Source organism: Mesorhizobium sp. 2RAF21 (assembly GCF_052115345.1).
In the GTDB taxonomy this organism is placed as follows: domain Bacteria; phylum Pseudomonadota; class Alphaproteobacteria; order Rhizobiales; family Rhizobiaceae; genus Mesorhizobium; species Mesorhizobium terrae.
On record NZ_JBFRGM010000031.1, the window covers coordinates 1 to 25,924 of the forward strand.

The window sequence follows — 25,924 nt, forward strand, 5'->3', positions numbered from 1 at the left end:
CATTTGTACGTCTCCTTGATGTTGGAGACGCAACCATGCAGGCAGGGCGCACCGATGAAAATTATGTTGCCTATATGCGACCCGAAAAGGCGATTGAACTGATCTATAGGCTTGGCCGCAACATAACCGTCTATGCAACATATTCGAACCACTCGCCCCGGTAGAGTGGGGCTGCGTCGTCCTCGAGGCGGTTCGGTCGCTGTGCGTGGCGATCGAACAGACGGAACATCTGCCGGCGATCGGCGACGCCCTGATAGATCTTACGTATCGGAGAGGGGGACATTGGCGGGCTCCTTTGGCCTCGTCAGGCCGGAGCGCGGCTCATCCTTCGTGGATGTCCATCCTCTTCAGCCCTTCAGACCCCTCCCCCGCGGCCGCCTCTCCGTCCGGCCGGGTCAAGGGCCGGCGCAGCCGGGCGAAGCTTTACCCTTGACGCGGCCGGCGGGCATGCGGCAGCCGGGCTTCCCTTCCTCCTTTCTTCTTCGCCCTCCACCCTTGCCTTCAGCTCGGCGTTCCAGTCGACAAAGCGTGGCCGAAGACGGATGAAGCCGCATCCAGCCTCCATCGACGCATCTTCCAGGCGGCCCGCGTATCGGTCCCCTTGGGAGTTGTTGTCGGTGGCGGCGACCAGCAGCGCGCCGTCACGCGCCGCGAGGGTGCGGATCGCGGCATCGGTCGCCGGCGACCAGCCGCCGCCGGTACTGAGATACAGGCTGTCTGCGCGCTCGTATTCGAGCGCGGCCAGGCTCATGGCGTCGATGGCCGCTTCGGTAACGCAAAGACGATGGGCGTGGACCGGGCCAAACTGGAAGAGGACCTTCGCGCCTCCTGTCGAGAAGCCGCGCCACTCGGGGCCGCGCTCCTCCCAGCCTGTTATGCGTCCACAGCAATCCCGGTGAGCCGCCCACATGCTGCCGCGCGGACCCTCGCGCAGGACGTCGTTGCGGCTTGCAGTGCGGATGACGGCATCGGGCAGGAACCGTTCGCCGTGAAGATAGCACCAGGTCATCGATCCGGGCCACGGCTTGCGGCGCCTCGCCCATCGATCACGGACCGGGGCGGCTGGCTCGATCTTGCGCAGCGGCCGCGACCAATCCGGATCCTGTGGGGCAAAGCCGACAAGCGAAGCGACACGTTCGAGAACGTCGACGAAGGGAACGCGGTCCAGATGTTCGACCAGGCTGAAAACATCGCCCTTGGCGTCCGAAAGCGGGTCGAACCATCCCCGGCCCTCGTGGATGACGATGACGATCTTGCCGCTGCGACGGTATTTGACCGCTCTGCGTGTGCTCTCCTTCAGGTCGATCGCGAAGCCGGCATTTTCCAGCACGGCCGCGCATAGCACCCGGTCACGCAGCTCTATCAGTTCATTCTTTTCCATAGCTTTGCCGGCACGCCCCTGCGTCCGCCTTTCCTTCTTTTCCTTTCCCCGCACCTCGCGGAGCCCCTTCCGGACGCCGCGAAGAGCAAAGGGGGCAAGGGCGCGGCTGGCACAACTAAGGGAAATATCAGCGCGCACCACCCTCCCCGTGCCAGCCGCGGCGAAGCTTCCCTTGCCGCCGCAGCTCGCAAGCGGCACCGCCGGAAGGAAGAGGGCCGGCTCATTGAGCCGGGCCGCCAGAGAAGGGATCGAACTCGACGACCATCTCGACCTCGTCGTCGTCAAGCTCGTTGCTCGGCAGGACGCCGAGCTGGTCGTTTGACCGGAAAAGCGTGACGGGGACCATGAGCGTTTTGGCCAAGTGGAAAGCGTGAGCGCGTGCGAGGGAAAGATCGTCGGACATCTGAGGCTCCATCTTCGGAGCGGGCCAATTCCCGCTCGATGGCTACCGGCAGTGTCCGGTCCCGGTCGCGATCACCGCGAAGGCGCCAGCCGAGCGGCCGCAGCTTGCTAGCGGACCCCTCGCGGGTTGATCGTGGAAGACCCGGGGCCGGACCAGGAAGCCATTACCTGAGAGCGGGATTGGACCGCCTGTTTGGGGGCATGCCGGCGATCAAAACAACGATCCGTGGGCGGGGATCACGGCCTTCGTCGCGTGGGCAATCATTGGCGGCGAAGCCGAGCCCTGCGGTGCTAAGACGGAAAGGGGCCGGCTGCTTGAGTAAAAGACGGTGTAGATCCGGCACCCTCCCCGCGCCGATCAAGGTGGGTCGCCGCATATCTGCACCACGAAACGACCCTGGCGCAGACGACCGTCATCGGCCTGCGAGGATCGAACCAAGAGCAGAAGCTCGCTCTGAGGTTGGCGCTCAAATCGGCGTACCTTGAAAGTTCCTGGCGGGTGCGGCCTGAGCAGGTCCCGCTCGTCATCGCGATGATCGAGCCATTGCATCCGGTCCGCGCGGCGCAATACGGCCATTTGCCTGTAGTGGTAGGGCGCTACGTCCGCGTTCGCTTCGGTTGTCAGGATCGCGTAGGACTCCGGCCAGTCCCGTGTGGCCGGGCGCCAGATGCTGGCGAAATAGAACCAGTCGTCATCGGCTAGAGCGAAACTGTAGTGGGTGCCGCGGCTGCGAAAGCGAACTCGGAAGCCGGCACAAGGCAGCGATGACTTGGAAAGGTCCGGCCTTCCGCGCGGACCACGGTGAAGGGACGGCCTCCCCGCTCGCGCGGCTGCAGGCCCCAGGGCAGCTCCACCATCTCAACATCGCCGGCGGAACGCCTTATGATGACGCGCCGTTCATCGAGGGGCGCGTCGGTATCGAAAGCCTTCGCGGTCATGATATGCGAACATACCAAGAACGATCTCGCAATGCAAAGGTGATCTGAACGGAGGACGGATGTGTAATGACTATCGGCTGAAGGTGGCAATCTCCTCGATCATCGAAGAGTTCGCCGACCTGAAGATCAAGATCCGGTTCTCGGAGGGCCGACCGAACGTCGAGGCGCGCGATGACATCAAAATCACCGACGTCGCGCCGATCGTGCGCACCGTCGACGGTGAGCGCGGCGAAGGCGATCTCGTGCAACGGCGCTGGAGCTGGCCGGGCCAGAACAAGCGGCCGGTCTATAATTTCAGGTCCGAGGGTCGGGAGTTCACGTCCAACCGCTGCCTGGTCGTGGCCGACGGGTTCTACGAATTTACGGACCCCACTGATAAGGCCAAGAAGCGCAAGGACAAGTGGCTGTTCACGAAGACGAACGAACCCATCTTCTGTATCGCCGGAATCTGGCGCGACACAAAGGATGTGGGCGGAGCCTTCACCATGTTGACGATGGAGCCTGGTCCCGACATAGCGCCCTACCACGACAGGCAGATCGTCATTCTGGAACGCGCTGCGTGGGTCGACTGGCTCGATCCGACCGTACCCGCGCAATCGCTGATCCGGTCGCTGCCGGCAGGATCGCTCGCGGTCGAACAGGTTGGCTGATGCGTTTTGCCTTTCCGCATAGCCATGCGTTTCCCCGTGGCCGCGTCGATGTCGAAGATGACGGAAGCGGTGGGCCGGAATGCCTGGTTGAGTTTGGCGATGGCATGACTGTCATCGCACGTTGGCACCGGAATGGCGAGGCGATCGATCTTAACGTTCCAACCTACCGCACCGCGAGGGGCACGCAGGTCGCGGCGCATGACTGGCGCCTCAGCCGGCGCAAGGATGGCGTGTGGCGTGCAGAAAGGCGCGGATCGTGAAACGGAGCCTCCGATATATGTAGGGATCCTATTAAGGTTCTTGCCAGTTTGCTTGGCCGCGTCCGATCCGGAATATTCGGGAGCTCTGACGATCTTCTGCAAATGATACGTGCAAGAGGCTGGGCTGGTATTGTCGAAGTCTGTGCCGAATGCCGGTGATTTGTCGATAGTCAGGCGCTATTACTGAAACTACCCCGGAGAGTGGATCGACAGCTATTCGGCCGGGAAACCTCGTATCGATCGCTTCGGGGACCGGACCATTTAAGAGCCAGTCTTGAGACTCCCATTTGAGCACGCCTCCGGCTAAGGCATCGGTACGGAATTTTTGCCAGATTGATGCTGTTTCCGGCGTCGGCCAATTCGGTTGATCCGATAGCGCTACGATCTGGTTACTTGCCAACCATTGATTCATTTCCGTGACGGTGATGAACACCGCTGCGGTATCACGAATGGCGGCCATGGCCGCGACACGGGAGGGCAGACCGTTCCTGATCAGCATCGCCATCATAGCCTGGGGAACACCTGTCTCGAGTGTGGCCGCAGCGCTTCCTTCGATCTGCTCAGAAACCTCCCCATTCGCGCGTCTCCTCATCCGGACCGCTTCGATGGCCCAAACCAAGCGATAGACGAACGCGTCTTCGACCACGCGCATATTGTCCAAGCCCATGGCTGTTACGCTCACGCCGCCGAGCCAGGAACGAAGCAGTTCTTGCCAATTTACCGGGAGGGCCTCCTCTGGCGTAAACGGTCGGATTGCGAACAAGCGTTGACCAAGAGCGCTAAGGCAGCCCGCAAGTTCATCTAGGTCACCTCTAACTGCTGCTGCATCTGCCTGATCAAGCAACGCCGTCAGCTCGAAGCCGATCTCGTCAATGGCGAGACCGGCTTCGAGACCTACGCCCATCGCGAATGTCGACCGCCTCTGAACCGGAGTCGATTTGTTCCAGATCAGTCGCGCACGTGCTTGAAGGATCCAGAGCTCGTTGTTGCGCCATTCAGGCGCTAGGCGCGCGATTTGTCGTGACCACAATGAACCGACGAGAGCCTCGTCGAGAAGACGGGGCAACTCGGCACTGTCAGCATCTAGCGCATCGATAAGGCCCAGCACGGTCGCATCAAGTTTCTCGATCAAGCTTTGGATTGGCTCCGCGTCTCCTTCTTGGTCCTGGGGGAACCAAGCCTCTTGAGAGTTCGCGAGATACTCCATCGCGTCTGCACGCATGAAGACATTTGCGCGCGCTAAGCGGTTCAAAACTTCAGCGACGATTGTGATGATGCCGCTGAAGACCGATCGTGCTTTGGCTGACCGAACAAGATCGCGCCAACCTCGAAGCCGCCATCCGTCTGGTTCGTACATCACGTGGAGGATCAGGCCTTCGAGGTCCACGAACGCACGACCCGCGCGACCGGCAACGTTGGCAAATTCCTCTCCGGACAATGGCGCGCCCGCGCGATAAAGGTTCGGGATCAAGAGGACCGCGGCGTTCAGATTCAGCCCCTGAGCTAATGTGGGCGATGCGATGGTGACCCTCAATATGCTGGCGGATAGCAGCGCCTCGACCTCGCGAAGGAACGGCGCCGGAAGCCGACCATGGTGGATGGCGACGCCGAGGCGCAGGCATCGAACTGCGGGATGGTTCTCGCCGAGCCATTCGCGACCCACGGCAACAGCTCGTGCTACTTGCTGTTCATCGTCAAGGAGGGTCGGGAGATATCCACGGCGGTTGAGGTCGACGATCGCTTCTGCGTATCCCTCCACGTGATCGCGCTGGGTACAGAAGATCAGTGAGCGTTTTCCCTGCGCATTGAATTTCCATGCCGCCGCCAAGGTGAGTTCTCGCGTATCGCGGGGGAAAGGTGTGCGGCGTGGGCGTCGGGCAGGCTCCTGTGGAATGAAATGGCGAATAAAGGGACCGGCCGCCTCCAGGTCGAAACTCAACCGTCCAGACTGTCCCTGCCAAGCGAGAGTCCCGAACCGCTGGCGCGTCGGCCGCCAGTTGGATTGCACTGGGTTGCCGGGGGCATCGCTGCGTATCCAAGCGTTGAGATCGTTGAGCTGATCGCCCTCCGGAAGGATCGCTGATAGGCAAACGATCCGCCGAGCCGCATTGTCTGGACGACGGAGGAGCCTCTGGACGAGGTTTTCGTACCTGATTTCACGTTCGCTCGGGCCGATTAGGTGGCCTTCGTCGAGAACGACGAGCCCGACGTCGTCAATGATCGCAGGATCGTTGCGGAGAGCGAAATCCAGCTTTTCGGGTGTAGCAATGACGATGTTTTTGGATCGCAGCGCATCCTCATCTCCAAGAGCAGCGCCGCTTGCGCCGTACAGAGAGGATACGGTGAAACCGAGACTACCGAATGTCCGACGGAACGACTTTTCTGTCTGGGCCGAGAGGGCGCGCAGTGGCGTGACGATCAAAACGCGACGGCCAACTGAAAGCGCCATCAACGCAGCGATCTCGGCGATGCGGGTCTTACCCGCACTCGTCGGTAGCGCAACGACCAAATCGTCCGTCAAATCTCCGGCACGCCGAGCTGCTTCGATTTGCGAAGGCCATAGCTCTATTTCGGCAACCGAACGGCTAAAGAGCTCGCCGAGGAAAAGGCGTCTTGAAGTTTCATAAGCTTGGGCGCCTGGAGGTCCATTCAGCGGGAGCACCTGATGCAAGCTATTTGACCAGAGATCATCAATCAGGTTGAGCGCGATACGCGCTATCCACCACATTGAAACGGCACCTGCATGTCCCGCCAAGGAAACAGCACGCTTCAACAGCGATCGCGCTTCATCGACGAGGGCGGGTATGCCGGTTTGTAGTGCGAACTCGAAATAAGCCAAAGCACGATACATGGTCGACGTCAGGACCAGGCGGATCACGTCGTCACCGTCAATTTCGCCCTGCTGAGCCAAAGCAGTAATCTGTTCATCGCTGTTGGCGGGAGTGGTCAGCCAGGTTCGAGACCGTGACTTCAGCGTTGTCAGGTCGCGCAAGATGAGGAGCGCGATGGCTTCCTCGGCCGGAGAGAGGTTAGGATTTTCGGGACGTTGCGAGATCAGTGAAAACGCAAGCGCCGAATAGCCAGCAAGATGGTAGGCTGCTGCTCCTGCCACCCTGTGGAAGCCACGTGCAACATCGTCAGGTGGACCGTTCTGAACGAGCGCCTCGAAGGCGTTGCCGGCCTGCACAAAACCGCGACGCCAGACCTCGGGTTCGCCCTGCCTTTCGCGGAGCGCCATTGCGGCTCGAAGCAATGAAAGTCCGAACTCCGCGAGATCGGTATCGACCGTTTCGCCAAAGGCTGGAGCATCGTCGGGGAGAACACCGTCTCGGCGGATGATCGCTCGAGCCTCCCCACGAGCGCGCAAGCGTCCACGGGCGCCATCAGCGGTGGCTCCGTTTAGAAAAGTGGTTAGCTCATCAGCCGTTTCCAAGCGCCAACGCCCCCTCGTATGTCACCCGAATGAATTCTTGGTGATCTTCAATCCGCAGATGGATCACGGTCTGGTACCGGTCCGTTCCTGCGGCCTGCAGATCCTCAGCAAGCGCTTGTGGCGTAGCATTGCCGGACATCGTAAACAGCGCATGGTCTATGCGGTTCGCTGGAACGGCCCGATTGGCCACCTCGTTGCGTATCGTCCTGCCGAGCTGGGCACCCTCGCCGTCGCCTTCCATCAGGCGGTCGGCGACAAATAGCAGGGATGTTGCGGTGGGCCTTCCGCCGTCACGGGATAGTGCGGCTCGCGCGTCGGTAATCGTTCTGCTCGCAAGATTTGCGCGGCTTTTGGCTTCGCCCTTCATGAGGGCAAGCCCACCGTCGGCATCGAGACGAATGCCAATGAAGTCGTCGCCTCGTAGAGCCATCTCGCGGCCATCCTTGTAACGAAGTCGACGAACCGGAATGGTGAATCCAAGAGCTTGTTCCACCAACTCGCTGGCGAAGATTTCGCCGAGTTCCCCTGATCGCGCGCGGGCGGTGCGAGGCAGGCGTTCTGCCAGCAATGCAGCAGCGCCCGCGTACCCGAGAGCTGCGACATCCTCGGCTATTCGGTTCATGTCATCGTAGTGTGAGCGGACAAGGTCCGGCAGGCGGCCGGCTATTCCTGCCCGACCACCTTCGCGCTCAGTGTATCTGAGCAGCCGTTTTCGGTCGTTCTCGCTGACGTCGCACTCACACCACTCATCAAAAAGTGGCACCGATCCCCCCAGTTTCCTTCCTACTCGCCCTATGCATCAGCGGTCGAGGCCGCTGTTCTAATAAGAATAGCAATTGCCGCGGCTTCTGGCAGCACTCCATCTTATTTTCTGTCTCGGAGAAAGGACATCATCGGAAATTACGACCCTTCACGGTGATCTGGCGGATATGGCCATAGTTGTCCGTGAAGGTGCGGCCCTGGAACGATCGCGGCGGCAGACCGCGTGGATCCGGCGACGGCGAGCCGTGGTGAAATTCGTCGCCGCGTCCATGAGGCAATGGAAAGGCGGCGTCGCGCGCGCCGACGCTCGCCAGATCGGCCGAGAGGTCGGTGATCCGCTGCGCGACCAGATGCACGACGGCGCCCTCGCGCTGGATGCGTCCACGCACGGCGAGCATGCCGGCCGATAGCAGCGCGCGGCGGTTCGCATCGAAGACCTTCGGCCAGATGACGAGATTGCCGATGCCCGTCTCGTCCTCCAGCGTCACGAACAGCACGCCCTTCGCGCTGCCCGGCCTCTGCCGGACAAGCACGATGCCGGCGGCTTCAAGCCAGCGGCCATCGCGGGCGTCCATGGCCTCGGCCAGCGAAACGATGCGCCGGCGGCGCAGGTCCTCGCGCAGGAAGGAGACCGGATGAGCGCGAAGCGACAGGCCGGTATGGCCGTAGTCCTCCACCACCTCGCTGCCGGCCGTCATCGGGCGAAGCGAGACGGAGGGCTCGTCGACCTCGGGCACGACGTTGGCTTCGCGCGTGGACGCGGCCGCGAAGAGCGGCAGCGGCTCGTCGCGCAGGCCGCGGATGGCCCAGAGCGCCTCGCGCCGGGCGAGCCGGAAAGCCGGCCGGAAGGCGTCGGCCTCGGCGAGCTGGACGAGCGCGGCCTGCGGCACGTCGGCGCGACGCCAGAGGTCGTCGACGGAAGCGAAGGGCTGGCCCGCCCGCGCCGCGACGATCGTGGCGGCATTGGCGTTGGCGAGGCCCTTGACCATGCGAAGGCCAAGGCGCACGGCGAAGCCGTCCTCGTCGCCGGTCGGCTCCAGCGTGCAGTCCCAGCGCGATGCATTCACGCAGACCGGCCGGATTTCGACGCCATGCTCGCGGGCGTCGCGCACGATCTGGGCGGGCGCATAGAACCCCATGGGCTGGGAATTGAGCAACGCCGCGGCGAACACGTCGGGGTGCCAGCATTTGAGCCAGGACGATGCGTAGGCGATCAGCGCAAAAGAGGCTGCGTGGCTTTCCGGAAATCCGTAGCTCCCGAACCCCTCTAATTGCTTGAATGTGGCTTCCGCGAAATTGCGCTCGTAGCCGTTGGCGACCATGCCGTCGATGAGCTTGGCCTTGAAGGCGCTGACGCCGCCGGTGTGCTTGAATGTCGCCATCGACTTGCGCAGCATGTCGGCCTCGCCGGCTGTAAAGCCCGCACAGACGATCGCCACCTGCATGGCCTGCTCCTGAAACAGCGGGACGCCGAGCGTCTTGCCGAGCACCTTTTCGAGTTCGGGCTTCGGATAATGGGCCGGCTCCAGCCCCTCGCGGCGACGTAGATAGGGATGCACCATGTCGCCCTGGATCGGACCGGGCCTGACGATCGCGACCTGCACGACGAGATCGTAATAGGTGCGGGGTTTCAGGCGCGGCAGCATCGACATCTGCGCGCGGCTCTCGATCTGGAATGTGCCGAGCGTATCCGCGCGTCGGATCATCGCGTAAGTGCGCGGGTCTTCGGGCGGGATCGTCGCGAGGTCGAGGTTGGCGCCCTTGTGCTCGGCCAGAAGATCGAGGCCCTTCTTCATGCAGGTCAACATTCCCAACGCCAAAATGTCCACCTTCATGAAGCGGAGCGCGTCGATGTCGTCCTTGTCCCATTCCACCACCTGGCGGTTTTCCATCGCCGCCGGCTCGATCGGCACCAGATCATCCAGCCGGTCGTGGGTGAGGACGAAGCCGCCGGGGTGCTGGGAGAGATGACGGGGCGCTCCCTGCAATTGTCTGGCAAGGTCGAGGGTCAGGCGCAGGCGCCGGTCGGCCGCGTTGAGATTGAGTTGTTCGACCTGGCCCTTCGACACGCCCTCTTCCAACCAGCCCCAGACCTGGCCGGAGAGCGTCGAGATCAGATCCTCGGGCAGGCCGAGCGCCTTGCCGACGTCGCGCAGCGCCCCTTTGGTGCGGTAGCGGATGACCGTCGAGCAGAGCGCGGCGCGATCGCGGCCGTAGGTGTCGAACACCCATTGCATGACGATTTCGCGCCTTTCGTGTTCAAAATCCACGTCAATGTCGGGCGGTTCGCGCCGCTCCTCGCTGACGAAGCGCTCGAACAACAGATCGTTTCGGCCTGGGTCGATGCTCGTGATGCCGAGGACGTAGCACACAGCCGAATTGGCGGCCGAGCCGCGTCCCTGGCACAGGATTTCGCGCGAGCGGGCGAAGCGAACGATGGAATTGACCGTCAGGAAGTATGGCGCGTAGTCAAGCTTGGCGATGAGCGCCAGCTCGTGCTTGAGCGAGGCGACGACGTTGTCGGGCACGCCTTCTGGATAGCGCCGGTCCGCACCTTCCCAGGTCAGTCTCTCAAGCGTCTGCTGCGGGGTGAGCGAGGGATCGTCGCGCTCTTCCGGATATTGGTAGCGTAGCTCGTCCATGGAGAAGGCGCAGCGCCGCACAATTTCCAGCGTGCGGGCGAGCGCTTCGGGGTAGCGCGCGAACAGGCGGTGCATCTCGGCCGGCGGTTTCAGATAGCGATCCGCATGGCGCTCGCGCCGTTCGCCGAGGTCGTCGATCGTGACGCCATGGCGGATACAGGTCACCACGTCCTGCAGGACGCGCCGGCTGGGCTCGTGGAAGAGTATGTCGTTGGTGATGACCGTCTCGACGCGCATCCGCGCTGCCAGGTTGGACAATTCGTGGAGCCGGAGCTGGTCGTTCGGCCGACGCCGCAACGTCAGCGCCATGTAGGCGCGGTCACCGAAGGCGTCACGCAGCCGGCGCAGATGGAAGCCGCAGTCCTCGTCGGCCATGTCGGGAACGAGCACGGCGATCAGGCCGTCACCATGGGCGACCAGATCGGACCAACGAAGATCGCATTTCGCCTTTCCGGCGCGCTGCTTTCCGAGCGACAGCAGACGGCAGAGCCGCGAATAGGCGGAGCGGTCGGTGGGATAGATGAGGATCGGCGGCGCATCGACAAGATCGAGCCGGCATCCGACGACAAGCCGCACGCCGGTTGCCTTCGCAGCCTCATGGGCGCGCACGATGCCGGCGAGCGAATTGCGATCGACCACGGCCAATGCCTCGATGCCGAGTTCGGCAGCGCGCGCGAACAGCTCCTCGCAGCTACTGGCGCCACGCAGAAAAGAGAAATGCGTCGTGACCTGAAGCTCGGCGTAGCGGGGCTCGCTCATCCGAACACCCCGTGCAGATACCAGAGATGCGAGCCGGTTTCGGGGTCCTCGCCATTGCCGGCACGGTAAATCCAGTAGCGTTCACCGGTCTGGTCCTCGATGCGGAAATAATCGCGGATGGCGGCAAGCTCGGCATCGCGCTTCCACCATTCGGCATGGACCCGCTCCGGACCGTCGGCGCGTTTGACGCGGCGGCGGACGCCGCGCCACGTGAAGGAAACGGGCGGATGATCCGGCAAGAGCGCGATCGCCTCGATGCACTCGGGATGGGCAAAGAGACGCGCCGGCCGTGGCCAATGGCTCGGCCATGCAGCACCTGTGTCCGGCGACAGCGCCGGAATGCGGCAGACGGAACGTTCGGGCACGTCGCTGGCGACGGGGGCCGCCCGATAGATCGCCCGCTCGCCGACGCGGTTGGCCAGCGTGTCCACGAGGTCGGAGATATCTGGTGTCGCGATCTCTATGAGGTCGCTGGCCATCTGCCGGCGTTGCAGCGGCTCGGCTGTGGTGGCGGCCAGCGCCATGAGTTCGATGCCGAAACCCGGATCGATCTTCTCGATCTGGTCGCACAGCAGACGGGTCAGGCGCCGGGCGTCGCGCACCGGTTGCGCCGTACCGACGCGTACCGCCTCGACGCGGGCGTCGACGCGATGGCAAAGGAGATCGAGACGGCGCACGCCGAGACCTTTTGCCTCGAGCGCGGCACAGAGCTGGGTGGTGAGCTTGCCGATGTAGCGGGCGATCGTCTCGGCAGCCCCAATGGGCTCCGCGAAAGCCCGCCGCACCTCGATCAGGTCGGGCGGCCGGATCGGCTCGATCGGCTCGGACAGTTCGCCGAGGGCCTGGTTGAGACGGCGCGCGAATTCCGGCCCGAACCGCAACGTCAATGGCGCGCGCGGCTGGGCCAGAAGATCACGCACGCGTTCGAAGCCGAGAACCCGGAGATCGGCCCCCATTCCAGGCGGCAGGCGCAGAGCCGCGAGCGGCAGTTGGTCGAGCACCGCCGCGCCATGTCCCGGCGGTGCGACGATCGCCGGCTCGGCGGCGAACCGCGCGAGCGCATGGGCCGCGCCCCAGGTGTCCGCCACCGCGGCGCGCGCGGTGACGCCCGACATGGCGAGCCGGCCGATCAGGGTTTCGATCATGGCCGCTTCGCCGCCATGAAGATGGTCCGCGCCGGTCGAGTCGATCACGATGCCGTCCGGAGGATCGGGCGCGACGATCGGGGCGATGCGCTGGAGCACCCAGAGCGCCAGCAGCTCCAGCGCCTCCGCGTCGGCGGCGGGATCAGCGTCCTGCACGATCAGGCCGGGCACCAGCACCTGCGCCTTGGCGGCAGGCATGCCTAGCCGCAGCCCGGCGGCCTGGGCGGCGGCGTCCGCCGCCGTCACCACCCGCCTGTTTCCTTCCCGGCCTATCATCACCAGCGGCGCCTCAGCCGGAGGCGCCGCGTCGCCAGCCTTGTGCCGCAGCCGGTCGGTCGGCCACGCCGGCAGGTAGAGAGAGACAACCCTGCTCATCACACGCTTCCACTTCGAAATCAGCACTCTCGCCGCCCTTGACGTGGGCCAGTTCGACCAGCCAGCGATGGCGGCCGACGCCCGGCACCGGGAGCGTCTCGGACGGAATGACGGAGACGCGCCAGCGCGTCCGCGCGGCGGTCTGCACGCCGAAATCGTAGGCATCGGTGTGGCGTCGCCAGCGGCGCAGCGCGATGCCGATCGATCCTGTTCCCTCGGCTGCAAGCTGAAGCCGACGCGATGCCGTCATTTGCAGTCTGGCGATCTCGCCGACGACAGCGCCGAGACCGCCATGACGAAGCCCCTCCTCCATGCAAGCCAGAACGGTCTTGTCGTCTCCGGCCTCGACGTAGACGACGCGGTCAGCGGCAAGGCCGGCTTGGGCCAGTGCCGGCGCGAACAGATCGGGCTTGGCGATGCACCAGAGGGTCTTGCCGGTCGTTCGCCCTGCTATTCCGGCGGCGAAGAGAGCCGCCGCCGCGCCGTCGATCGCGCCATTGCCGCCGCCGGCGACCTCATGCAGCGCGCCGCGCGCCAGTCCGCCACCGGGGAGTCGCGCGTCGAGCTCGGGAATCCCAAACGGCAGCACCGATTTCGCGCGCCGGGATCGGCCTTCGAGGCGGGCGATCCGCTCTTGAAGTTCGATAACCTTTGAATGGGACGCCGAGGCACGCATCTATCCCTTGAAAGCTGTTCTGTCCGTGTTATGTTCTATGTTTGTTCTCATCCTGACAAAGAGTCAACGGGACTCATTGGATCGGGATGGATGCCGCAGCGGAACCGTGATGCTGCCGCGGCACAATCGTGGAGCAGGCGAATGACGATCACCATTCACGTCCAGGGCGCCAGGCCGGAAGAGATCATCCGCGGCCTGCTGGCCGCGCAGCTGGTATTCGACAAGGCGGGCGTCACCCCGGACGAGGCGGCGACGGCGCGCTTCGTTGTCGAGGGCTGGGACATCGAGGGGTTTCCCGAGCCGGCACCCGACGCGGAATTGGCAATCTGCCATGTCTGGGACGAAGCCGACCAGGCGGCGGTGACAGCGTGCTGCGCGAACTGGCCGAAGGAGACAATCCCGGGCTCCGCCGATCTCAAGCTTGTCACCGAACCTGCGCGCTTCAGGCTGACGCCGGGCGAGAATGACCAGGACTGGGAGTTCGAGACGGCCGAGGCCGGCATTCTCGAGGAGATGTGCCAGGAAGGGTATTTCAACGACGGGCGGCCCGAGGACAAGGTGGCCTATCTTCTGGACGACTGGGATTTCGGGCAGCTGAGCGACGAACAGCGCCGGCTCTACGAGGAACGCATTCGACCCCTGATGCGCATCTGGACCTTCGAACGGCATCGTTTCGAGGAGGAATATGCCCGGCGCCGGGCCGAATGGACGGGCGGTCTTTCGGCCGACGATCGGCAAACAGACCTGTTTGCAGCGTGAGCAAAAAAGCCAGAACCGTCTGGTCTTGCAATTTTGCGTTCGATTCCAATCTCAATGAGAGACAAGAAAAAGAGAACAGGCATGGCGGCTTTTCAGGTCAGGATCGCGTATCTCACGCCGCTGAAGCGATCGCGGCATTATTTCCATCAGCTTGTAATAGCCGGCGACCGGCAAGGCGCGCTCGCACAAGGACGCGCGCTGCTGAAGAAAAGGTCACCGGAGGCGCGCATCGTTCATGCGGCCGCCAATCTGCGTCCCGACAGCAAGGATGCAGAAGCTGCGATCCAGGCCGGCTGGCGATACCGCGACGGCTGGTGGTCCCGGCCGATCCGCGCTGGCGATGACCTGGCGGCGATCGCCCTTCATGGCTACGTCGACAGCAAGGCGATCAACGCACGCAGCACCGCCGGCTGCGTCGATATCGACCGGCACGTCCTACGAATGGCTGCATGACCGGGCAATGTCGGGAGAGCGCTATCGCCACATCCCGCGCATCTTCGTCTTGAGATCCACCCGGACCTCGGGCTGCGGCGCCCTGCCGGGCGCGGCCGACGGCGGCGGCCAGGAAACCTGCTCGAAGCGCTCGAGGATGTGGTCGGGAATGAATCGCGTGCGCGATGCGTAGACGTGGCGATCGCCGCGGGCCGACTGCCCGCTGACATAGAAGCGCTGCGGGGTGACCAGATGCAGTGAGTCCTTCGCGCGCGTCATGGCGACATAGAGGAGCCGGCGTTCCTCGTCGAGATCGTCGCGCTCGCCGACCGCCAGGTCGATTGGAATACATCCGTCGACGGCATTGAGCACGAACACTTTCGTCCACTCCTGACCCTTGGCAGAATGGATGGTGGACAGGATGAGATAGTCCTCGTCGAGGTGTGGCGGGCCCGCTTCTGCGCTCGTGGCGTCAGGCGGGTCCAGCGTGAGGTCGGTCAGAAAGCGCTCACGCGACGGGTAGCCGCCCGCAATCTGTTCGAGTTGCAGAAGATCGGCACGGCGCGCGGCGGCGTCCTCGTGCACGCGTTCGAGGTGCGGTTCATACCATAACCGCGCCCGCTCAAGGTCCGCTGGCCAGGTCGACCTTCCACGCAGCGCCGAGAACAGGTCGACGAAGGCGGGCCAGTCCTCTTCTGCTCGTGCCGGCACCTTGAAGAATTGAAGTCCGAGGACCGGGTCGAGCGCGCGCTCCATCGCCTCGATCGCAGCACCCGCGGCGGATGGTCCGATGCCGGGCAAGAGCTGCATCACGCGAAAGCCGGCCACCCGGTCGCGCGGGTTTTCCGCGAAGCGGAGAAGCGCCAGCACGTCTTTCACATGCGCGGAGTCCAGGAACTTCAAGCCGCCGAACTTGACGAAGGGGATGTTGCGGCGTGTCAGCTCGACTTCGAGAGGACCGGAATGGTGCGACGCCCGGAAGAGAACCGCCTGGGCCCGGAGCGCCGTGCCGCTCTCGCGCTCTTCCAGCACTTTCTCGCAGACGTAGTTCGCCTGCTCGGCGTCGTCGCGCACGGTGACCAGGAGCGGCTTTTCCGCTGAACGCCTCTCGGTCCACAAGTTCTTGGTGAAACGGTCGGCTGCTTCGCCGATGACCGCGTTCGCCGCGTCGAGCACGGTGTTCGTCGAGCGGTAGTTGCGGTCGAGGGTGACGATGCGGGCAGGTTCGGGAAACAGCCCCGGAAAATCCAGGATATTGCGGACCTCGGCGGCGCGAAAAGAATAGATCGACTGCGCATCGTCGCCAACGACGGTCAGTCCCCGTCCGTCAGGCTTGAGCGCGGTCAGGATGGCAGCCTGCAAGCGGTTGGTGTCTTGGTATTCGTCGACGAGGATATGGTCGAAGCGCGAGCGCAGCTGTTCGGCGATTGCCGGTTCCTGGCACATCTGCGCCCACCACAGCAAAAGGTCGTCGTAGTCGAGGACGTTCTGTGCCTGCTTGGCTTCGACATAGGCACCGAACAGGGTTTTCAATTCCTCGACCCACCCCATGCACCAGGGGAAGGATTTGGCCAGAACGGCTTCCAGTTCAGCCTGCGCGTTGACCGTGCGCGAATAGATCGCCAGGCACGTGCCCTTCGCAGGAAATCTGCTCTCGGTCCCGGATAGTCCAATCTCGTGGCGTACGAGGTTCATCAGATCGGCCGAGTCTTCCCGGTCGTGGATCGTGAATGCAGCGTCGAGGCCGATTTCCAGGGCATGGTCGCGCAGCAGTCGGGCGCCGACCGCGTGGAACGTGCCCGCCCAGGTGAGCCCCTCGGTCATGATCGATGCCTTGTCACCGAGCACCCTGGCAGCGATGCGCTCGACGCGGCGCGTCATTTCCGAGGCGGCCCGGCGCGAGAAGGTCATGAGCAGGATGCGTCGAGGATCGGCGCCGTTCACGATCAGGTGCGCAACACGGTGCGCCAGCGTAGCCGTCTTGCCCGATCCCGCACCGGCGATGATCAGCAACGGCGCAGCAGTCGAACCTTCCCCATGCACCACGGCGGACAGTTGCTCGGCGTTGAGGCCGGCAAGGTAGTCGTCTGGTTCCGCGGCGGCCACAGTCGAATCAAGGACAGCAAGGTTCATTGTGCGAATGAATCGTGTTTCCGTTTCGTTCGCAACAAGGATCGGCCTGGTGAGGGTCCACTTTCCCGAATTCCTGCTCGGTGCGATGGATGCTGCGTCAGACCGAATTCAGCGCGGCAGCGCGCAGGAACTACCTCACGAGTTGTTGGCGCTTCCAGCTGTTGGAAAGTGGCGAGCAAACTCCCGCTCGTTGCCCGCGGCCAGGAGCTTCTCCTGTTCGACCCGCGCTCGCGTTCTATCCGCCCGTCGAACTCAAGATAGTCCTCGACACATTTGCGCTGATGAAGGCGACGTTTCCCAGGTCGAAGGGCATCCGCCTGCTCGGGATTTCGCTCGCCTCACTGCTGATGGAAGCGGACGAAGTCGAGTCACAGCTTTCACTTCGGCTGTGAGACCGGCCGACGGACGGCGCCTCCGGTCTCCTACCCTTGCTCCCGAACTAGAAGCTCCGCACGCCTTGGTCTGCTGAGTGAACCGTCAGGAGCTATCTCAGCCCGAGTTTCTTCTTGAGCTCGGCGTTCTCCTGCCGCAAGCGTTCCGCCAGCTGTTTTTTCAGCTGCGTGTTCTCTTGCTCTAGTGCAAGGAGATCATTCAGATCGGCAGGCGCGGCGGCAGTATCGGCGGCCTTTTTCCACTGGTAGTAGGTCTGTTCCGATATGCCCGTCTCGCTGACAGCGGCCTTGATCGACCCGCTGCGGCCGATCGACTTCTCGATCTTCGCGAGGATCTGCGACCGCTCCTTTTCGGAATAGGTCTTGCGCTTGGCGCGAGCCGGAGCGGTAGGGGCCTCCGCCACCTTGGGTGCCGACTTTGTGGCTTCCTTTGCGATCCGCGGCTTGGGCGCTGCCTTTGCCTTTTTCGACCGTGGAGCTTTTTTCTTTGGCTGAGGGGCTTCTACGCTCACGGGCGCTTCGGCAACGGCCTCAGCGGTTTGAGCTTCCTGCGGATCGGGCATAGTGTGCTCCACTGGCGGGTTGTCGTCGCTCGCAACATCATTCGACGGCGCGCCGGAGTCAATCACGGGCGGGGAAGTCGGCTCATCCTGTCCTAGGTCGCGCATGGTTTCCGCGGCGACCGCCGCAATATTCAGGTTGCCCCAGATCGACTGTTTCTTCGCTGGAGCGCGCCTGTGCTTCACCTCCACAATGAAGGGACGCGTTTGTCGTCTCATGTCTTCTTCCTGAATCAATGCGATTTGCACGACATGCGTATAGGCCCGATATGCGTCGTGCCGCCAGAGCGGAGCAAGGCCCCGTCCCCATATCTCGACCTGAGGACCTTGGGCGCATATGCCGCGAAGCACAATTCGCATTGCTGCCATGCGAAATCAACACTGGAGCGACGAGTCCGATCGGCTAGATTTGCGTCACTGAATTTCGTCAGGATCTACCTCCTCCCAGAGACTGGCGGATACGGTCGACCTTCACCTCCTCCCGATCGTCGACCACCTATATGACGCCCGCCGCTCCTCCTTCCGCGGCGGGCGTCGTGCTTTCTGGCCCTGCATGCCGGACCTTTCGTGATGAGTTTTCTAGAAGAGGCGGGTGGAAAACCGATTCCACCAGCACCGCACGTTTCCGCCCTCCGCTTTTGCCGCAAGCCGCCCCGTCGCGCCCGTGAAGTCCCAAGTGGGCGCAGTGTGTAAGAATTGCTCACATCTGTTCCGCGTTGGGGATTTGCTTCCAGAGGCCTTACATCGAATAACGGTTCGAGGCATAACGCACAGTGATACTAAAAGGTGAGTTTTGATGCCGCAGCATCCAAAAGCTGGAAAGCACGCGGCCGGATTGGCGCCGGATTGGGACGACGCCGAGCGTCTGCACAAGCGTTTGAGCAATGCGCTTATCCGGATTCGCGATGTATACGGTCTGACCAGCAAGGAAATGGCAGAACGTCTTGACGTGACCGAAAGCTATATGTCTCAGGTATTCAATGGACGCCGTGACGTTCGTCTGTCGATGCTGAACCGGATTTCGAAGGCGTTCGACATTGAAGCATTCGAACTGCTGGAAGATAAATGGGGCGAGGCGAAGTTGCGGCGGCGTCGAAGGAAAACGACCCGGCCACGCACAGCCGCCACCGAATAGGGGCACAGTCTTTGCAGGTCGCCGCATGTGAACAGCACGGAGACCCGAGACCTTGCTGATGATCCGAGCAGCTTACGCCGGTCATCTTAGCAGGGTCGGCCGATCAGTTCTCGAAAGAAACCGCTTCAGGCTTAAACCTGCCAACAAACCGTAGGGCGGAATCGCCAGCGAATAGTGGCCGCAGTTCAACTCAAGAACGTTGGGTCTGGCGCCGGTGTCCTTCAGCTTCCTCATGAAGCTTGCCGACAGTTCCGGCAAAACCACCTTGTCTCTCTTGGCCAATACGACGTGCAGGGCAAGATCCGTCCGTGACAGTCGATGAGCATAGTTCTCCAGATTAAGCGGGCCCCACGCGCGCCTGAGATCAGTCAGATCGATCTCAGGCTCAAGGCTATGGAGTATCGCTCGCGTTGCGCGACCTGTCCAAACCATATCGGCCAGGCTTCCCGCCGTCAGAAACAACGAGGCTCTCGACACGGCCAGGTCATGCGCCGCGACCAATCCGGCGACCCAGGATCCCAGGCTCATGCCGAGAACCGAAATGTCCCTGTAGCCTTCGCCCCTCAACCAGCGAATGAGCTTTCGACCGTCCAATACGGCCTGCCTTAAGGATTGGATCGTCCGGCCGAGGTTTGCACTGAGCATATAGTCGGCGTGTGAGGATCTGGGGCGGCTGCGCTGGAAATGATAGGGCATGGCCAGCTCGACAACCGTGATGCCGCGCTTGGAGAAGAAGCTGGCAATCTGGCGATTCCAGGAGGTCGCATTCCAATGGTGAAAAATCACCAATGCCAGATCGAGGGATCCGCTGTCGGTGATTTTTGCCCAGACAACATCGTTTTCTTCAACGTCGGTCGAAATATTCGATGGAAATTTGAGCCATTCGCCTTGTCTTTCAAAACCCTGGTCGTTGCCGCCCGGTTCATCGAAAAAGGCTGGGTCGGCCACGGCTTGGTCGGCCAGGACACAAAACTCCTCGATAGTTCCTGCCTGCTTTTCGCCTGGGAAGGCGCGATCGGCGTCGAGGATGAAAGCGGTTGCCTTCTTCCCTTCCTCACCGCGACGCGCCCGCCGTTCGTCCCAGCGATCAAGCCATCTATGATACACTTTGATCGTTTCCCAACTTACTCGCGCTCCCTTGGCCGAACCCCGGGTCGACCAGGCCGTATGTTGCGAGCAGCACTCCAACGCCGAGGAGGATCGAGAAGCCTGAAAATGTATCGAGCAACAAGTAGCTGGCAACGAGCAGTGTCACGACCGCCGACATCTTCCACAAAGGGACTTGGGATTGACGTCCGACGCCCAAACGGATCGCGCCATGCAGAAAAACGACACAGGCCGAAATTGCGATGAGAAGACTGCTGAAATGCGTCGGCAATCTATAGCTGAATCTGTTGCCCGCATGAGCGCGCTCATACACGGCCGACGATAGATCGCCGACCAACCAGGTTACGATATTCGTTCCGTCGGATGCGAGGTACGAGCTTTGAAGCTTCATGACCGTGGCGATCAGGACGCCCAAAATGGTGCACCGGAACACCCACCGCATCACTCTGAAGCCGGCTTCATCTAGATCTGGATCACGTTGGATGTCCGATCGAAATTTCGATGCCTCGCGAATTTTCCGCAGGTCGTCGATGACCGAATAGAGCAAAATGAGACCAGCGAAGAACAGATAGAAGCACAGGCACATATATAGGTAGGCGAGCCCTGTGAACGCGATCTCCGTCGGCACCGATATGGCCTCCGGGCGTATGATCGCCAACTTTCCCCAGTCTATAGCATAGTTGCCGCCGCCTTTGATCAACGGGATCAGACACACGCCGATCCACTGGAAAAGTCCGGCGAACAACACACAGATCAGAAAAACCGCCCAGAAAGAATAAGATGACGCGTCTATGACGGCTTCCCAAGTATGGAAGCTTTCACCCAGATTGCCGGATCCTACAAGCTTTGGTCGCTCTTCGTATTTCCACGAGGTCACGAGTTCAGACACGAAGGCCAGGAAGAGAGGCAGGAACACCATGAACACGAACGTCCAGTTCGCGGCCCACAGGAATCCAACTTGCTTAACGATGCCGTCCGCACGCGCATATTTCACGTTGTGAATGCCGAGCATAAACGACAAAAATCCAAGTGCGGAGATGCCTGCGAACACCGAGGCTGGCAGATTCAAGGGGGAGCCGTGGCTAAAAAGCGCTTCCGATCTCCTCGCTAGACTAAGACGTCTGGTCGCTTCCGCTGCGTCCGTATCCCGTGCCAGTTCCGCCCGGGGCTCTGTCGCGGCTGCGGAAGTGCTGAAAGGCGCTGGATTTGGAACCGGGAGCGCATCATCGATTCCCGTTCTCTTCGATTCGCGTCGTCTGGCCGTCAGTCGCGATTGCGCGGCACTGAGCGCCACCTGCCATTCCCCAGTTGCGATTGGATCATCGCACCCGAAAACCCTTGCCAACCAACGAATGTTAGCGGCGCTAATCCCTTTGTCGTTCTCCTGAAACCAAAGCTGTACTGTCCGCAGGTCGACTCCAATCCGGTTGGAATCAATCTGTGAGATCGCCTCGGCAAGAAGTTCGGGCGTCCATGGTCCGGCGGGAAAACCATCTGCGCCCATTGGCCGTCCAGCGCCCGCCGCAGCAAATCGCCTGAACAGCTCTTTGAAATCACTCCCCTCAGGTGGCGATGGGAGAAAATATTTTCCGTTTTTTATCAAACTCTTACAGGCGATGGGTTCGTATCGCTTCGCTTGTCTTCGTATCGTATCGTGCCCTCGTCCCCAATCAAAGTTTCTATCAGTTCGATTTTGCCCTGCATAGGAGCGGACCAGGGCGAGCGGCAGGAGAGAGCAGGGCGTCGGGGGCCAAACAAGCTGTGACCGAAGGACGCCAATCATGCGACTCGAAACTACTTGCCCGAATTCATCAGAGAATGCAGATGGAGGCGTTTTCGCAGCAATATCCGTCCATCGCCGCAAAATGCGTGACCTGGTGAATTTTACTCGCGACTGCGACAACAATTTCCACACCGACCAATTCTCCGCGAGACAAATGGAACGTTTGTCGCGAGACGAGCAACTGGCTTTGAGCGCAGTCGCAGAGATGCCCGTCGCGTCAGCCGACGATCGTCGGGCAAAGGCGGTGTATCTGGCCAAACTGATCGACGCTGATCCTGAGTGCATGAGGCCCGATGATCTTGTGGCCGCATTGCTGTCGTTGGCGTGAACGTGGCAACGACTCTCGGGCCAGTTCAGCCATTGACGAAGCGAAGTCGCCTACGCGCCGCGTGGGCAAGCACCCATCGCTGCAGGTCCTCGCCGAGGGCTTGTGCGTTGGCCGGTCGGATGTCAGCGGGATGAATCTCGTAGGTCGGGCCGATTTCCTTCATCCGTGGCGATTTCCTTGCCTTGGCGGCGCGATATTGTTCAGTGTCCATGCCCATGGCCTCGATGACAAGGTGGACCGGCGGGTGGTTTGCAAACACTGTTTCGAGGACAAAATCCGGTCGGCACAAACCTTTCGGGGTCGCGATGGCAAACAGCGGCTTTCTGATTGTGATCCGCAGTCGCGGTGCAGCGTCAAACAGCGATGTCTGCAGCCAGATCAGCAAATTCGTTAGGTCCCGTTCAAATCCCGATTCGACAGGAAAAAGCGTCTCGCCATTGAAGACGGGCTGCGCATACGCCTGCACCGCACGTAAGTCGCCATCGTCATCGTCGCCGAAGTCAGCGTTTGCGATCACGAGATACGGCCCGCGGTGCCGGGGATCCCTGCGCAGCGGCTGGCGCACCCGTGATAGGACCTCGATCGGCGCCGACGTTGCGGCGGGATGGATAGCCTTTTGCGTGACGCTCGTCGAAAACAGGATCATGAAGCCGGTCCGGCGCTGGTTCGGCGCCCAATCCGGCCGTGACTTGCGCAACAAACGCTGAAACCGCGAGTTTTTGTCACCGTAGTCACCGGGCCAGGTTGTCGACAAAGCCCCGAAGCGCCAGGTGCGCGTGACGCGCATTCTGGCGCCGGCGTGGCGCAGGGCCGCGAGCTGACTTTTCAGTTGGTACTGTGAAGGCCCCTCCTGAAGGGGTTTGAGAATGTTTATGCCGGCACTATCCATGAGCCTCCAGAGTACAATAGCGAGCCGGGAAGGACGGTCATTTCGTTCGTGGTCAGGATCGGGCGGATTTCGATCAGGATCCGCAAGTTGAGTCGGAATGGCCGGTAAGGCATCGACATACGCGGTCTCGCGGTGCGGCACTGGCCGCAGATTGAAGGCGCGATCGTGAGCAGCCGGGTCGAAGGCTCGATCGACATGGAACGGGCAATCGTCAGCATGGTTCGGCCGATCTATGCGAGTATGGGGATCTCCGTCGGCCGGAGAGAGCCGGCGCAAGGTAAACGTCCGTTCCTGTTGCTGGGGGGCGAGCAGGGGTTTATGCGCGCCGCCGATGCAATCGCACTCAATCCAGCCGTCGCAGAGCTTCGCCTGGCGGATGACTGCGAGAGCGATTGCGTCCTGCTCGCTGGATGACGAGTGCACGTACCATGATCGCAGGGCCTCGGCTTCCTCTGTGGAAATCACGTCAACCTGGTAGTCCGGCCTGCCTCTAAGGACGATCCTCATGACGGATCAACATGGCTCAGCTGAGTAACTGCTGCACGCGTGGGCTGAGGCGATGTGCTCCACGGTCTACGCCCGCAGGCCAAGAACGCCGGTATGACGTACAAGTCACCCGACGGGGTTGGAGGCGGTCGCCCTTTATGCTGCCCCTCTTGCCGCAAGCGGTTCTCCCGATCGCTGCCTGGACTGGCCAGTCAGAACGAAAATTCGCGTCCGCTGACCGCGCCAACGTCACGCTCTTGATCCCTAAAATGATACTCTCGTATAATTTGATCTGCGTCCAGTATGTTCCTGCCCCTCCGAGAAGGGGCAGGCTCGCGTGATTTGGCTTGCTCATTCCGATACCGCGGCCTGGCACGCAGCTTCGGCACGGCGCTTGTCCACGCATATCCAGAGCAGTTTAGTCTGCCCGAAGAGCTAAACGCTAGACGGAACGTGCCAGCGCTGCTCGAGGCTATCGGCCTTGCCCCGCGCGCAGTTCTCCTAAGTGCCAAGTGCAACCTTCCTGTTTTGTCTGTTTTGGATGAGTTCGTCGACGACGTTTGGGTCTGCGAGGGTTGAGGTGTCGCCGAGTGCCGCGAAGTCGTCCTCTGCGATCTTGCGCAGAATGCGGCGCATGATCTTGCCGGAGCGCGTCTTGGGCAGGCCGGGGGTGAACTGGATCTTGTCGGGCGAGGCGATCGGCCCGATCTCCTTGCGCACGTGGGCGACGAGTTCCTCGCGCAAGGCCTCGTCCGGCGCCTCGCCGTCCATCAGCGTCACATAGCAGTAGATGCCCTGGCCCTTGACGTCGTGCGGATAGCCGACCACCGCCGCCTCCGACACCTTGTCGTGCGCCACCAGCGCCGATTCCACCTCCGCCGTGCCCATGCGGTGGCCCGACACGTTGAGCACGTCGTCCACACGGCCGGTGATCCAGTAATAGCCGTCGGCGTCGCGCCGGCAGCCGTCGCCGGTGAAGTAGCGGCCCGGATATTGCGAGAAATAGGTCTCGATGAAGCGCTGGTGGTCGCCATAGACCGTGCGCATCTGGCCCGGCCACGAATCGGCGATGCACAGATTGCCGTCGCCAACCCCCTCCAGCACGGCGCCCTCATTGTCGACAAGCTGCGGCCGCACCCCGAAGAAGGGCCGTGTCGCCGAGCCGGGCTTGAGGTCGGTGCCCCCCGGCAGCGGCGAGATCAGGATGCCGCCGGTCTCCGTCTGCCACCAGGTGTCGACCACCGGGCAGCGGCCCTCGCCAACCACAGTGTAGTACCACTCCCACGCCTCCGGGTTGATCGGCTCGCCGACCGAGCCCAGCACCCGCAGCGATGCGCGCGAGGCCCGCCGCACGAACTGGTCGCCCGCCCCCATCAGCGCGCGGATGGCGGTGGGGGCGGTGTAGAAGATGTTGACCCGGTGCTTGTCCACCACATCCCAGAAGCGGCCCTGATCGGGATAGTTGGGCACCCCCTCGAACATCAGCGTCGTCGCCCCGTTGGCCAGCGGCCCGTAGACGATGTAGGAGTGGCCCGTCACCCAGCCCACATCGGCCGTGCACCAGTAGACGTCGCCGTCACGGTAGTCGAACACATGCTGGTGAGTCAGCGCGGCATAGACCAGATAGCCGCCGCTGGTGTGCAACACCCCCTTCGGCTTGCCGGTGGAGCCGGAGGTGTAGAGGATGAACAGCGCATCCTCCGCATTCATCTTCTCCGGCGCGCATGTCGCCTCCACCGAGGCCAGTTCCTCGTCGTACCACAGGTCGCGGCCACTCGCCCAGCCGACCGCGCCGCCGGTGCGGCGCACCACCAGCACGTTCTTGACCAGGACATGGCCCCGCGCCGCGATGTCGATGGCCTTGTCGGTGTTGTCCTTAAGCGGAATGGCGCGCCCGCCGCGCAGCCCCTCGTCGGCGGTGATGACGAAGGTCGACTGGCAGTCGACGATGCGCCCGCCCAGCGCGTCGGGTGAAAAGCCGCCGAACACCACCGAATGCACCGCCCCGATGCGCGCGCAGGCCAGCATCGCATAGGCCGCCTCCGGGATCATCGGCATGTAGATGGTGACCCGGTCGCCCTTTTGCACGCCGTGCTTCTTCATCACATTGGCCAGCCGGCACACCTGCTCGTGCAGCTGCCTGTAGGTGATCTTCCGGTTCTCGGCAGGGTCGTCGCCCTCCCACAGGATCGCCACCTGCTCGCCGCGCGCCGCAAGGTGGCGGTCGATGCAGTTCGCCGAGACGTTGAGCTCGCCGTCCTCGTACCAGCGGATCGAAACGTCGCCCTCGAACGACGTGTTCTTCACCTTCGTGTACGGCGTCAGCCAGTCGAGACGCCGCCCGTGCGCGCCCCAGAACCCATCGGGATCCTCCACGCTGCGCGCATACCACGAAAGGTAAGTTTCATTGTCGATCAAGGTCATGGCCTTTGATGAAGGCTGCACTCGATACATAGTAGACTCAGACATATATTCCTCCGGAGAATCTGCGCGCCC

20 protein-coding genes and 2 pseudogenes are annotated in these 25,924 nt (G+C 62.3%); 7 read left to right on the forward strand and 15 right to left on the reverse strand.

Translation table 11 applies throughout. The features are described from left to right. Window positions 1-142: 142 nt before the first annotated feature. The 4 genes and pseudogenes from AB4136_RS31020 to AB4136_RS31035 form a co-directional block, all read right to left on the reverse strand. Window positions 143-283: pseudogene (locus AB4136_RS31020) on the reverse strand (DUF1419 domain-containing protein); the annotation flags it as partial. Window positions 284-355: 72 nt separating this feature from the next. After that, window positions 356-1,519: a DUF3991 and toprim domain-containing protein gene (locus AB4136_RS31025; protein WP_441932127.1), complete on the reverse strand. Its 1,164-nt coding sequence runs from the start codon at window positions 1,517-1,519 to the stop codon at window positions 356-358. 82 nt (window positions 1,520-1,601) lie between these two features. After that, complete coding sequence (locus tag AB4136_RS31030) at window positions 1,602-1,784, reverse strand: hypothetical protein (protein WP_137902062.1); 183 nt, start codon at window positions 1,782-1,784, stop codon at window positions 1,602-1,604. Window positions 1,785-2,219: 435 nt separating this feature from the next. Beyond that, window positions 2,220-2,725, reverse strand: a pseudogene (locus AB4136_RS31035) (SOS response-associated peptidase family protein); the annotation flags it as partial. A gap of 56 nt (window positions 2,726-2,781) precedes the next feature. On the opposite strand from AB4136_RS31035, the gene AB4136_RS31040 reads away from it, so the two are divergent. Together AB4136_RS31040 and AB4136_RS31045 are read left to right on the forward strand one after the other, a co-directional pair. Continuing rightward, window positions 2,782-3,372, forward strand: coding sequence for an SOS response-associated peptidase (locus AB4136_RS31040; protein WP_137902061.1), 591 nt, complete (start codon window positions 2,782-2,784; stop codon window positions 3,370-3,372). Then, a complete protein-coding gene (locus AB4136_RS31045; protein ID WP_137902060.1) occupies window positions 3,372-3,632 on the forward strand; it encodes a hypothetical protein in 261 nt (86 codons plus the stop codon). The genes AB4136_RS31040 and AB4136_RS31045 overlap by 1 nt, the downstream gene beginning before the upstream one ends. A 31-nt stretch (window positions 3,633-3,663) precedes the next feature. Here AB4136_RS31045 and AB4136_RS31050 read toward each other — a convergent pair whose 3' ends face one another. The 5 genes from AB4136_RS31050 to AB4136_RS31070 form a co-directional block, all read right to left on the reverse strand. After that, on the reverse strand, window positions 3,664-7,065 hold the full coding sequence (locus AB4136_RS31050; protein ID WP_137902059.1) for a DEAD/DEAH box helicase: 3,402 nt from the start codon (window positions 7,063-7,065) through the stop codon (window positions 3,664-3,666). Then, window positions 7,052-7,828 carry a Hachiman antiphage defense system protein HamA gene (locus AB4136_RS31055; protein ID WP_137902058.1) on the reverse strand — a complete coding sequence of 259 codons (777 nt, stop codon included), beginning with the start codon at window positions 7,826-7,828 and terminating at the stop codon, window positions 7,052-7,054. The genes AB4136_RS31050 and AB4136_RS31055 overlap by 14 nt, the downstream gene beginning before the upstream one ends. Window positions 7,829-7,955: 127 nt before the next feature. Further along, on the reverse strand, window positions 7,956-11,228 hold the full coding sequence (locus AB4136_RS31060; protein WP_137902057.1) for an error-prone DNA polymerase: 3,273 nt from the start codon (window positions 11,226-11,228) through the stop codon (window positions 7,956-7,958). Continuing rightward, window positions 11,225-12,748 carry a Y-family DNA polymerase gene (locus AB4136_RS31065; RefSeq protein ID WP_137902056.1) on the reverse strand — a complete coding sequence of 508 codons (1,524 nt, stop codon included), beginning with the start codon at window positions 12,746-12,748 and terminating at the stop codon, window positions 11,225-11,227. Before AB4136_RS31065 ends, AB4136_RS31060 begins: the two co-directional genes overlap by 4 nt. Continuing rightward, window positions 12,663-13,424 carry a damage-inducible protein gene (locus tag AB4136_RS31070; RefSeq protein WP_137902055.1) on the reverse strand — a complete coding sequence of 254 codons (762 nt, stop codon included), beginning with the start codon at window positions 13,422-13,424 and terminating at the stop codon, window positions 12,663-12,665. Before AB4136_RS31070 ends, AB4136_RS31065 begins: the two co-directional genes overlap by 86 nt. A 141-nt stretch (window positions 13,425-13,565) precedes the next feature. On the opposite strand from AB4136_RS31070, the gene AB4136_RS31075 reads away from it, so the two are divergent. Together AB4136_RS31075 and AB4136_RS31080 are read left to right on the forward strand one after the other, a co-directional pair. Next, a complete protein-coding gene (locus AB4136_RS31075; protein ID WP_137902054.1) occupies window positions 13,566-14,183 on the forward strand; it encodes a hypothetical protein in 618 nt (205 codons plus the stop codon). Between the two features lie 81 nt (window positions 14,184-14,264). Then, complete coding sequence (locus AB4136_RS31080; RefSeq protein WP_137902053.1) at window positions 14,265-14,636, forward strand: hypothetical protein; 372 nt, start codon at window positions 14,265-14,267, stop codon at window positions 14,634-14,636. A gap of 21 nt (window positions 14,637-14,657) precedes the next feature. Here AB4136_RS31080 and AB4136_RS31085 read toward each other — a convergent pair whose 3' ends face one another. Beyond that, window positions 14,658-16,748, reverse strand: coding sequence for an ATP-dependent helicase (locus tag AB4136_RS31085; protein WP_137902052.1), 2,091 nt, complete (start codon window positions 16,746-16,748; stop codon window positions 14,658-14,660). A gap of 89 nt (window positions 16,749-16,837) precedes the next feature. Between AB4136_RS31085 and AB4136_RS31090 the strand changes: the two genes are divergently transcribed. Further along, entirely contained in the window at window positions 16,838-17,140 is a 303-nt protein-coding gene (locus tag AB4136_RS31090) for a hypothetical protein (protein WP_137902051.1), read from the forward strand. A gap of 92 nt (window positions 17,141-17,232) precedes the next feature. Here the strand turns inward: AB4136_RS31090 and AB4136_RS31095 are convergent, their stop codons facing one another. Next, entirely contained in the window at window positions 17,233-17,919 is a 687-nt protein-coding gene (locus AB4136_RS31095) for a transposase (protein ID WP_441932133.1), read from the reverse strand. A gap of 577 nt (window positions 17,920-18,496) precedes the next feature. Between AB4136_RS31095 and AB4136_RS31100 the strand changes: the two genes are divergently transcribed. Continuing rightward, window positions 18,497-18,835, forward strand: a complete 339-nt coding sequence (locus AB4136_RS31100; protein WP_083237635.1) for a helix-turn-helix transcriptional regulator — start codon at window positions 18,497-18,499, stop codon at window positions 18,833-18,835. 81 nt (window positions 18,836-18,916) lie between these two features. Here the strand turns inward: AB4136_RS31100 and AB4136_RS31105 are convergent, their stop codons facing one another. Beyond that, window positions 18,917-19,942: an RcgR family putative quorum lactone hydrolase gene (locus tag AB4136_RS31105; protein WP_137902050.1), complete on the reverse strand. Its 1,026-nt coding sequence runs from the start codon at window positions 19,940-19,942 to the stop codon at window positions 18,917-18,919. Continuing rightward, window positions 19,932-21,545 (reverse strand): RcgA family putative transporter, encoded by a 1,614-nt coding sequence (locus tag AB4136_RS31110; RefSeq protein WP_137902049.1) that lies wholly within the window; start codon window positions 21,543-21,545, stop codon window positions 19,932-19,934. The genes AB4136_RS31105 and AB4136_RS31110 overlap by 11 nt, the downstream gene beginning before the upstream one ends. 178 nt (window positions 21,546-21,723) lie before the next feature. Here AB4136_RS31110 and AB4136_RS31115 point away from each other — a divergent pair, with 178 nt between their 5' ends. Beyond that, window positions 21,724-22,053 (forward strand): hypothetical protein, encoded by a 330-nt coding sequence (locus AB4136_RS31115; RefSeq protein WP_137902048.1) that lies wholly within the window; start codon window positions 21,724-21,726, stop codon window positions 22,051-22,053. 25 nt (window positions 22,054-22,078) lie between these two features. Here the strand turns inward: AB4136_RS31115 and AB4136_RS31120 are convergent, their stop codons facing one another. Then, window positions 22,079-23,449: a hypothetical protein gene (locus AB4136_RS31120; RefSeq protein WP_137902047.1), complete on the reverse strand. Its 1,371-nt coding sequence runs from the start codon at window positions 23,447-23,449 to the stop codon at window positions 22,079-22,081. Between the two features lie 480 nt (window positions 23,450-23,929). Then, a complete protein-coding gene (gene acs / locus AB4136_RS31125) occupies window positions 23,930-25,897 on the reverse strand; it encodes an acetate--CoA ligase (protein WP_137902046.1) in 1,968 nt (655 codons plus the stop codon). Window positions 25,898-25,924 lie beyond the last annotated feature (27 nt).

What these genes read in the sequence shown, in the direction of transcription:
- AB4136_RS31085 (WP_137902052.1), bottom strand. Translation starts at nt 16,748, where the DNA reads ATGAACCTTGCTGTCCTTGATTCGACTGTGGCCGCCGCGGAACCAGAC.
- AB4136_RS31075 (WP_137902054.1), top strand. Translation starts at nt 13,566, where the DNA reads ATGACGATCACCATTCACGTCCAGGGCGCCAGGCCGGAAGAGATCATC.
- acs (WP_137902046.1), bottom strand. Translation starts at nt 25,897, where the DNA reads ATGTCTGAGTCTACTATGTATCGAGTGCAGCCTTCATCAAAGGCCATG.
- AB4136_RS31045 (WP_137902060.1), top strand. Translation starts at nt 3,372, where the DNA reads ATGCGTTTTGCCTTTCCGCATAGCCATGCGTTTCCCCGTGGCCGCGTC.
- AB4136_RS31120 (WP_137902047.1), bottom strand. Translation starts at nt 23,449, where the DNA reads ATGAGGATCGTCCTTAGAGGCAGGCCGGACTACCAGGTTGACGTGATT.
- AB4136_RS31100 (WP_083237635.1), top strand. Translation starts at nt 18,497, where the DNA reads ATGCCGCAGCATCCAAAAGCTGGAAAGCACGCGGCCGGATTGGCGCCG.
- AB4136_RS31090 (WP_137902051.1), top strand. Translation starts at nt 16,838, where the DNA reads ATGCTGCGTCAGACCGAATTCAGCGCGGCAGCGCGCAGGAACTACCTC.
- AB4136_RS31065 (WP_137902056.1), bottom strand. Translation starts at nt 12,748, where the DNA reads ATGAGCAGGGTTGTCTCTCTCTACCTGCCGGCGTGGCCGACCGACCGG.
- AB4136_RS31080 (WP_137902053.1), top strand. Translation starts at nt 14,265, where the DNA reads ATGGCGGCTTTTCAGGTCAGGATCGCGTATCTCACGCCGCTGAAGCGA.
- AB4136_RS31115 (WP_137902048.1), top strand. Translation starts at nt 21,724, where the DNA reads ATGCGACTCGAAACTACTTGCCCGAATTCATCAGAGAATGCAGATGGA.
- AB4136_RS31040 (WP_137902061.1), top strand. Translation starts at nt 2,782, where the DNA reads ATGTGTAATGACTATCGGCTGAAGGTGGCAATCTCCTCGATCATCGAA.
- AB4136_RS31095 (WP_441932133.1), bottom strand. Translation starts at nt 17,919, where the DNA reads ATGAGACGACAAACGCGTCCCTTCATTGTGGAGGTGAAGCACAGGCGC.
- AB4136_RS31030 (WP_137902062.1), bottom strand. Translation starts at nt 1,784, where the DNA reads ATGTCCGACGATCTTTCCCTCGCACGCGCTCACGCTTTCCACTTGGCC.
- AB4136_RS31060 (WP_137902057.1), bottom strand. Translation starts at nt 11,228, where the DNA reads ATGAGCGAGCCCCGCTACGCCGAGCTTCAGGTCACGACGCATTTCTCT.
- AB4136_RS31070 (WP_137902055.1), bottom strand. Translation starts at nt 13,424, where the DNA reads ATGCGTGCCTCGGCGTCCCATTCAAAGGTTATCGAACTTCAAGAGCGG.